At 70.6% G+C, this 7,954-nt stretch carries 7 protein-coding genes; 5 read left to right on the forward strand and 2 right to left on the reverse strand.

The window, feature by feature from the left end; genetic code table 11:
* Positions 1-88: 88 nt before the first annotated feature.
* Genes QF034_RS04530 through QF034_RS04550 form a run of 5 tightly spaced genes read left to right on the forward strand, consistent with a single transcriptional unit; the run spans position 89 to position 5,437 of the window.
* Complete coding sequence (locus tag QF034_RS04530; RefSeq protein ID WP_307173689.1) at positions 89-1,405, forward strand: sugar ABC transporter substrate-binding protein; 1,317 nt, start codon at positions 89-91, stop codon at positions 1,403-1,405.
* The gene (locus QF034_RS04535; RefSeq protein WP_307173690.1) at positions 1,402-2,313 is read left to right on the forward strand and encodes a carbohydrate ABC transporter permease; all 912 of its coding nucleotides are present in this window, start codon (positions 1,402-1,404) and stop codon (positions 2,311-2,313) included. Before QF034_RS04530 ends, QF034_RS04535 begins: the two co-directional genes overlap by 4 nt.
* Positions 2,310-3,254, forward strand: coding sequence for a carbohydrate ABC transporter permease (locus tag QF034_RS04540; RefSeq protein WP_307173691.1), 945 nt, complete (start codon positions 2,310-2,312; stop codon positions 3,252-3,254). The genes QF034_RS04535 and QF034_RS04540 overlap by 4 nt, the downstream gene beginning before the upstream one ends.
* 27 nt (positions 3,255-3,281) lie before the next feature.
* Positions 3,282-4,190 (forward strand): 5-dehydro-4-deoxyglucarate dehydratase, encoded by a 909-nt coding sequence (locus tag QF034_RS04545; RefSeq protein ID WP_307173692.1) that lies wholly within the window; start codon positions 3,282-3,284, stop codon positions 4,188-4,190.
* On the forward strand, positions 4,187-5,437 hold the full coding sequence (locus tag QF034_RS04550) for a glucarate dehydratase family protein (protein WP_307173693.1): 1,251 nt from the start codon (positions 4,187-4,189) through the stop codon (positions 5,435-5,437). The genes QF034_RS04545 and QF034_RS04550 overlap by 4 nt, the downstream gene beginning before the upstream one ends.
* 37 nt (positions 5,438-5,474) lie before the next feature.
* Here QF034_RS04550 and QF034_RS04555 read toward each other — a convergent pair whose 3' ends face one another.
* Positions 5,475-6,368 carry a peptidoglycan-binding protein gene (locus QF034_RS04555; protein WP_307173694.1) on the reverse strand — a complete coding sequence of 298 codons (894 nt, stop codon included), beginning with the start codon at positions 6,366-6,368 and terminating at the stop codon, positions 5,475-5,477.
* A complete protein-coding gene (locus QF034_RS04560) occupies positions 6,368-7,912 on the reverse strand; it encodes a DUF6519 domain-containing protein (protein WP_307173695.1) in 1,545 nt (514 codons plus the stop codon). The genes QF034_RS04555 and QF034_RS04560 overlap by 1 nt, the downstream gene beginning before the upstream one ends.
* Positions 7,913-7,954: the final 42 nt, after the last annotated feature.

A 7,954-nucleotide genomic window follows, 5' to 3' on the forward strand; every position in this document is an offset into this window, starting at 1 on the left:
TGTATTGACATGGTGATGAAACGATCCTAGCTTGGCCGATCATTTAGATTCGTGAAGTTGGTTCACGGATATGAACGGAGAACCATCCATGCGGGATCGCCGACGCCTGGCCGCCGCGCTCGCCGTCTCGGGTCTCCTGTTCGGAACGGCCGCCTGCGGCTCCGGTTCCGGCAGCGCCCGGGCCGGCGATCCGAACACGCTGGAGGTGTGGACCCGGAGCGATCCGGACTCCGCGCAGACCTACAAGAGGGTGTTCGCCGCCTTCACCAAGAAGACCGGCATCAAGATCGACTACCAGCCGGTCATGAACTTCGACCAGCAGTTGCAGAGCCGCGCGTCCACCAGGGACCTGCCGGACGTCATGATCAACGACACGGCGCTGATGGGCAGTTACCAGGCCCAGGGCCTGCTCAAGCCCATCACCCCGGCCTCGATCGCCGGACACGACGAGATCACCGCCCGGTCCTGGTCGTCCACCGTGGGCCGCGACGGCAGGCACTACGGCATCCCGTACTCCCGTCAGGCCATGACGCTGTTCGTCCGCAAGGACTGGCGCGAGAAGCTCGGCCTGCCGCAGCCCAAGACCTGGCAGGACACGCTCGCCCTCGCCAAGGCCTTCGCCACCCGCGACCCGGACGGCGACGGCAAGAAGGACACGTACGGCATGGTCGTGCCCGGCAGCGCGCAGAACGGCTATGTCGCCTGGTGGGGCGCCAGCTACCTGTGGCAGGGCGGGGTCCGGATCCTCGAGAAGGAGGGCACGGGCTACCGGCCCGCCATGGACTCGGCGGCCGCCCTGCGCACCGTCACCTGGATGAAGAAGAACCTCTTCTGCGGTGACAACGGTGTCATCCAGCCCAGCGCCCTCACCTCCGTCACCGCGAACACCACCAACTTCCAGGACGGCAACGCCGGGATGTACCTCACCGGCCCGTACAACATCTCCACGTTCGACAAGGCGCTCGGCAAGGACAAGTACGAGGTCCTGCCCGCCCCCGCGGGTCCGGCCGGGAACGACGTGCTGGCCGACGGCGAGAACGTCTACTTCGGCGCGAAGACCGGGAAGGCCGGGCTGGAGCGGACGCTGGCGGCCTTCCTGATCTCCCCCGAGGGCCAGACGCTCGCCATGACCGGCGACCACCAGCCCGTCGTGCGCATTCCCGTCAACTCCACGCTGGACGCGGCGAAGGTGCGCCACGACCCGCGCTGGAGCGTGGTGCAGAAGGCATACGAGACGGCTTCCGTGCAGTTCCCCAACGCGCCCGACTTCGCACCGGTCAAGCAGGACACCGCCGACGCACTCAACGCGATCTTCACGTACTGCGGCAGCGACGTCCGCTCGGGCCTGAAGGAACTCAACGACACCCTCGCCGGTGACCTCAAGGACCAGGACCTGTTGAAATGACCGCGACCGTGACGACACCCGGGCCGCGCAGAGCCCGGTTCCTCAGCAAGAAGGCCGTCCTGCCCTGGCTGTTCCTCGCCCCGGGTCTGCTGCTCGCCCTGGTCTTCAAGTTCCTCCCCATGGGCAAGGGCGTCTGGCTCAGCTTCTTCGACGTGCGGCCCTTCCTCGGCGACAAGTGGGTCGGCCTCGACAACTACACCCGGGTCCTGACCGACCACCGGTTCCAGGACGCGATCAGCCACACGCTGGTCCTGGGCATCGGCATGTCCCTCGGCGGCATCGTCGCCGGTGTCCTCCTGGCTCTGCTGCTCGAAGGCCAGGCCCGCTCGCTGAAGATCATCCGTACCGCCGTCTTCCTGCCCGTCGTCACCGCCACCGCGGTGGTCGGCGAGATGTGGCGGCTGATGTACTACCCGACCTCCGACGGCCTGATCAACAGCGGTCTCGGGCTCCTCGGTCTGGGGCCCGTGCCCTACCTCGACAACCCCGACACGGCACTGTGGGCGACCATGGCCATGGGCATCTGGATGCTCGCCCCGTACAACATGGTGATCATCCTCGCCGGACTGGCGGGCGTGGACCGCTCGCTGTACGAGGCCGCCGCGATGGACGGGGTGTCGCTGTGGCAGCGGCTGCGGCACATCACCCTGCCCGCGATCCGCCCGGCCCTCGGCATCGTCCTGACCCTCGCCGCCATCCGCGGACTGCGCGTCTTCACCGAGGTGTACGTCCTCACCGGCGGCGGTCCGGCCGGGTCGACCGACGTGTGGATGACCCGCGCCTACACCCTCGGCTTCTCCCGCAACGACATCGGCGGCGCCTCGGCCGCCTCCGTGCTCCTGCTCTGCGTGACGCTGCTGCTCACCGTCACGGTCAACTACTTCCGCAAGAGGGGAGACGTGAGATGAGCGCGCCCGCCATCGACCCCGTCCGGACCCCGGTGACCGCCTCTCCGACGGGGAAGTCCGCCGGGAAGCAGCGCACCACCCCCGCCCGTTTCGACACCGCCCTCGGCTGGAGCGACCGGCCGGGCCTCGCCTGGGCGCTGCGCGTCCTGCTCTGCGTACTCGCCCTGGGCGTCTTCGCCGCGCCGTTCGTGACGGTCTTCTCCGGTTCGTTCAGCGAGAAGGCCAGCGGTTCGACCCTGTCGTTCCTCCCCCACCACCCGACCCTGCTGAACTTCCGGGTGGCGGGCGAGCGCGGCATCTGGGACTACTTCGGCAACTCGCTGGTCATCGCGGGCGGCGGACTGCTGCTCCAGCTCGTCGTCTGCACGCTCGCCGCGTACGCCCTGGCCCGGCACAGGTTCCGCGGGCAGGCGCTGATCCTGACCCTGTTCATGCTGACGATGATGCTTCCCGAGGAGGTCATCGCCATCCCGCTGTCCCTGGTCCTCGGCCATGTGCCCGTGGTCGGGCTCGATCTGAAGGGCACCGTCTGGGGCGTCATCCTGCCGCTCGGCGCCTGGGGCTTCTCGGTGATGGTGCTCACCGAGTTCATGAAGGACATCCCCGCCGAGATCGAGGAGGCCGCCCGGATCGACGGCGTCGGTGAGCTGCGGATGCTGTGGCAGGTCATCCTGCCGCTGTGCAAGCCCGCGCTCGGTGTGGCCGGGGTGCTCGGCTTCATCATGATCTGGGACCAGTACCTGCTGCCCCTGATCGCCGCCAAGGACCCCACCGACTACACGGTCACCGTCGCCCTGTCCATCCTGCGCACCGACCCCGAGGTCGGCTCGGGAGTGGTGCTGGCCGGTGCGGTCATCGCCCTCGTCCCCAGCCTGATCGTCTATCTGCTCCTCCAGCGCTCGCTGGTCACCGGCATCGCCGCCGGTGCCACCAAGGGCTGACCACCCACCCCCACGTTTGAGGGAGACATGAAGTTCCACGGAGTGCTGTTCTTCCCGGTCACGCCGTTCGCGGCGGACGGTTCACTGGACGAGGAACGGCTGGCCCAGCACATCGAGTCGGGTGTCGCCGCGGGCGCGGGAGGTGTGTTCGTCGCCTGCGGCACCGGCGAGTTCCACGCCCTGTCGGCCGAGGAGATCGAGCGGGCGACCCGGGTCGCGGTACGGACGACTGCCGGGCGCGTCCCGGTCCTCGCCGCCGCCGGCGGTCCCGCACCGGTCGCCCGGGACCAGGCCGCCCGGGTCGAACGCGCCGGCGCCGACGGCATCCTGCTGCTGCCGCCCTATCTGGTCGGCGCCCCGCAGCAGGGCCTGGTGCGCTACGTCCGGGAGGTCACCGCGGCCACCGGGCTGCCCGTCGTCTTCTACCAGCGGGGCACCGCCCGGCTCACCGCGGAAACGGCCGCCGAGATCGCCGCCCTGCCCGGGGTCGTCGGGCTCAAGGACGGCATCGGGGACATCGAGCGGATGCACCGCATCGTCCGCGCGGTGCGTGCCGTGCCGGGCACGGAGGACTTCCAGTTCTTCAACGGCCTGCCCACCGCCGAGATGACCGCGCCCGCCTACCAGGGCATCGGCGTCGGGCTGTACTCCTCCGCGGTGTTCGCCTTCGCCCCGGAGATCGCCCTGGCCTTCCACCGGGCCCTGGCCGAGGACGACGAGGCACGGGTCTCCCGGCTCCTCGACGAGTTCTACGGCCCGCTGGTCGCCCTGCGCGACGAGGTCCCCGGGTACGCCGTGTCGCTCGTCAAGGCGGGGGTGACGCTGCGCGGCCTCGACGTCGGCGGCGTACGGGCTCCGCTGCTGGATCCGACACCGGAGCACCTCGCCCGGCTGGCGAAACTCCTCGACCACGGACTGGAGGTGGCCGCCGCATGAGCTCCACGCGTATCCGTGAGCTGATCATCACGCCGATCGCCTTCGGTGACCCGCCGCTGCTCAACTCCAACGGTGTGCACGAGCCGCTCGCGCTGCGGATCATCCTCCAACTCGTGCTGGAGGACGGCACGGTGGGGCTCGGCGAGTCCCCAGGAGGCACCGCCCGGCTGGAGCGGCTCCAGGCCGCGGCGAAGGTGGTCGCCGGAATGGACGTCTTCGACACCACCGCCGTCTCCGCCGCGATCGACGCGGCCCTGCTGCCGACCGTGCCCAGCTCGCACGAGCGCGGCTGGACCACCTCGGCGGTCGAGGTGGCCTGCCTCGACGCGCAGGGCAAGCTGCTCGGCCGCCCGGTCAGCGACCTGCTGGGCGGCAGGGTCCGCGACGCGGTGCCGTTCGCCGCGTACCTCTTCTACAAGTGGGCCGAACACCCCGCGCTCGACGGCCGTCCGGCGATCACCGACGACTGGGGCGAGGCCCTCGACCCGGCAGGGATCGTCGAGCAGGCCCGGCTGATGCAGGAGCGGTACGGCTTCCGGTCGTTCAAGCTCAAGGGCGGTGTGTTCCCGCCGGACGAGGAGATCGCCGCGATCCGGGCGCTGGCGGAGGCCTTCCCAGGGCAGCCGCTGCGGCTGGACCCGAACGTGGCGTGGACGGTGGAGACGTCGACATACGTCGCCCGTGAACTCGACGGCGTACTGGAGTACTTGGAGGACCCGACCAAGGGCATCCCCGGAATGGCGGAGGTGGCGAAGGAGTCGCCCATGCCGCTCGCGACCAACATGTGCGTGATCGCCTGGGAGCATCTGAAACCGGCCGTCGAACAGAACGCGGTCCAGGTCCTGCTCACCGACCACCACTACTGGGGCGGGCTGCGCCGCACGCGGGAACTGGCCGCCGTGTGCGAGGCGTTCGGGATCGCCCTGTCGATGCACTCCAACTCGCACCTGGGCATCAGCCTCGCCGCGATGACCCATGTCGCCGCGGCCATCCCCAACCTCGACCACTCCTGCGACACGCACTACCCGTGGAACTCGGCGGACGACGTGATCGTCCCCGGTGTGCTGGAGCTGCGCGACGGGGAGGTGCGGGTGCCGACCGGGCCGGGGCTGGGGGTCGAGCTCGACCACGACAAGCTGGAGCAGCTGCACCGGCGGTACGTCGACTCAGGCATGCGCGGCAGGGACGACACCGGCTACATGCGGCGGATCCAGCCGGAGTACGAGCTGCGGCTCCCCCGCTGGTGACGGGCGGGCGCCCCTCCCGTTGGAGGGGCGCACCCGGTCACTTGGACTTCGGCACCTTCAGCCGGTCCCAGGTGAGCTTGCCGGGGATGCCGTCGGCGTCCTTGCCGGAGAAGCCCTGCTTCTGCTGCCAGAGCGCGTAGGACCGGCGGTCGGCCTCGCTCCAGTCGGGGCTCGGACCCTCCTCGTAGCGGCTGCACCCCTCGGCGACCAGGCGGCGGCCCATCGCCGTGATGAGCGGGGAGCGCTGCCCGACGTGGAAGAACGCGGCGCCCGGGAACGGCTCGTAGGACGGCTTGGGCGCCGGCTTCGGGTCGGGGGCCGGCTTGCTTCCGCCTCCGGCGCCCTTGAGTCGCTCGGCTATGCGCTTGCGCATGCCGTCCATGGTGAAACCGCGCGGGTCCACCTTGCCCGGCTGCCACTCCTTGTGGCCGATGACGGAGCGTTCGGACCAGCCGTGGTGGCGGCAGATCGCCGCGGCCACCTTCTCGATGGCCTCCTTCTGCACCTCGGGCCAGGGGTCCTTGCCGTTGCCGAGGTTGATGCACTCGAAGCCGTAGAAATGCCGGTTGCCGTCGGTGTCGGCCTCGTTGTCGTGCGGCAGCTTCGACTCGTTGATCACGGCGCGCAGGACGTCGCTGTCGCCGAGGCCGGCGTGGTTGGCGCGGCCGTTGCCGACCAGGTGGACGTGGCCCTTCTTGTCGATGACGCCGTGGCAGAGCGGCCCGGGCAGGCTGGAGTAGCCGTCGTAGCAGATGTCGACGGAGGCGGCGGTGCCGGAGGTGACGGTGTGGTGGATCATCACGCCGTTGACCGGGCCCCAGGGGCCCTTGCTGTTGCGGTTGTGGGTGCGCCAACTGCGGACCTCGTGGACGGTCAGGCCCTCGGCCCGGAGAATCTCCACCAGCTTGGACGCGCTCAGCGGCTTGGCCATCAATTGTCTCCTTCCACGGCGGCTTCCGCCTCGGCGGTGGTGTGGGACCGCCCGTGGGAAGGGTCCTCGGCGGCCAGTTCCTCGCGGTGGGCCTGCTCCTCGGCGGCGAGCGTCGCCTCGTCCGCGGGCGGCATGCTGCTCGCCAGCGGGCCGAACGCCAGGCGCAGGTCGACGGCGCTGCCCTCGCCCTTGATCAGGGCCAGCGGGGCGAAGTGCCGGGCGATGCCGGCCGGACCCTGGAGGAGGGGACGGCGGGCCGGGTCGACGGGCCATTCGACGCTGCCGGTGGCGGTGCGGGCGGGCACGATCCAGTGGTCACCGGTGCGGTAGGTGCCGCCCTTGGCGAAGTACACCTCGACGCCGTCCTCCAAAGGCAGCCACTCCCCCTCCGTGACGGGGACCGCGCCGCCGCGCAGGGCGGTGGTGCGGCCCTTGCGCTTCGGACCGCCGTGGTGGTCCCAGCGGCGCAGGTACGGGTTCAGGTGCGCGAGCCGTCCGACGCCCGGGGCGGGTTCGGCGGACAGGCGGACGCGCCGGCCGGGCAGGTCCAGTTCCTCGACCCGCAGCAGCGGCAGGGGCTCCAGGCGGGAGGCGTAGGCGGTGTCGACGAACTCCACGTGGTCGCCGACGTCCAGGTCCAGCTTGTCGTCGTGGCCGAGGGACGCCAACTGCACCCAGGTGCCGTCGAGTTCGTCGACGGCGAAGACGACGGAGCCGTTCTCGCGGGACCACTTGAAGGTGGCGTCCTTCGCCTCGCCGCCCTCGTGGACCTCCACGCGGTACAGCTGGTTCTCCGGGCCGCGGTAGTGCGCGTCCGGCTTGACCAGGCACGGGTCCTCGTCGGCGTGGTCGGGCCGCTCGCTGCGGGCGGCGAGCCGGGCCGAGGGGGCGGACTGCCGCTGCGCCCAGCGGGTGAACGCGGCGCGGACGACCTCCTTGGAAGGATCGGTCTCCTCGATCTCCAGCGCGGCGAGGGACAGGGGCAGCACCTGCCAGACGACCTTCACACGGGCGGCGGTGTCGGGCATGGCGGCGCCGAGGGCGACCTCGCGCAGGGCGGGGTCCTCGGCCGCGGTGACCGAGCGCTCCCACACGTTCAGGTAGACGACGAACGGCGACTGGGCGGGCGAGGGCAGCCGGTCACCGGGCTTCTCCGGGTCGCGGAAGCCGTCGGGCTGGTCCCAGTAGGTCCAGTGCGCGGGCGGCTCCGGCGCCGGCTCCTCGCTGTCCTCGTCGGTGACGGGCACTCCGGCGGCCGGGCGGCCGGCGTCGCACAGGATGCCGTCGACGTAGTAACGGCCGCCGTGGATGAGGAGAGTGTCGATCTCGTGCTTGCCGCCGACGTACTCGATGCGGAAGCCGGCGGCGTCGCGCGGCCCGCCGTGCGGTCCGATCAGGTCGGCGGCGAGGCTGCGGGCCTGGTGGAGCTGGATCGCGGTCTGTTCGTTGAGGTCGGCGTCGAGCTGGACGCGGCCCTGCTGGGCGACGACCGCGGAGTAGTGCCGCTCCGGGCGGAACGTGGAGCGGGAGAGGTCTGCGTGCATGAAGGGTGTCCCCCCTGGTTCAGAAGTGCGTATTCACGAAGT

The organism is Streptomyces africanus (assembly GCF_030816955.1).
In the GTDB taxonomy this organism is placed as follows: domain Bacteria; phylum Actinomycetota; class Actinomycetes; order Streptomycetales; family Streptomycetaceae; genus Streptomyces; species Streptomyces africanus.

Excerpts from the sequence above, each read along its gene's own strand:
- QF034_RS04545 (WP_307173692.1), top strand. The coding sequence starts at position 3,282 with ATGAAGTTCCACGGAGTGCTGTTCTTCCCGGTCACGCCGTTCGCGGCG.
- QF034_RS04560 (WP_307173695.1), bottom strand. The coding sequence starts at position 7,912 with ATGCACGCAGACCTCTCCCGCTCCACGTTCCGCCCGGAGCGGCACTAC.
- QF034_RS04540 (WP_307173691.1), top strand. The coding sequence starts at position 2,310 with ATGAGCGCGCCCGCCATCGACCCCGTCCGGACCCCGGTGACCGCCTCT.
- QF034_RS04535 (WP_307173690.1), top strand. The coding sequence starts at position 1,402 with ATGACCGCGACCGTGACGACACCCGGGCCGCGCAGAGCCCGGTTCCTC.
- QF034_RS04530 (WP_307173689.1), top strand. The coding sequence starts at position 89 with ATGCGGGATCGCCGACGCCTGGCCGCCGCGCTCGCCGTCTCGGGTCTC.
- QF034_RS04555 (WP_307173694.1), bottom strand. The coding sequence starts at position 6,368 with ATGGCCAAGCCGCTGAGCGCGTCCAAGCTGGTGGAGATTCTCCGGGCC.
- QF034_RS04550 (WP_307173693.1), top strand. The coding sequence starts at position 4,187 with ATGAGCTCCACGCGTATCCGTGAGCTGATCATCACGCCGATCGCCTTC.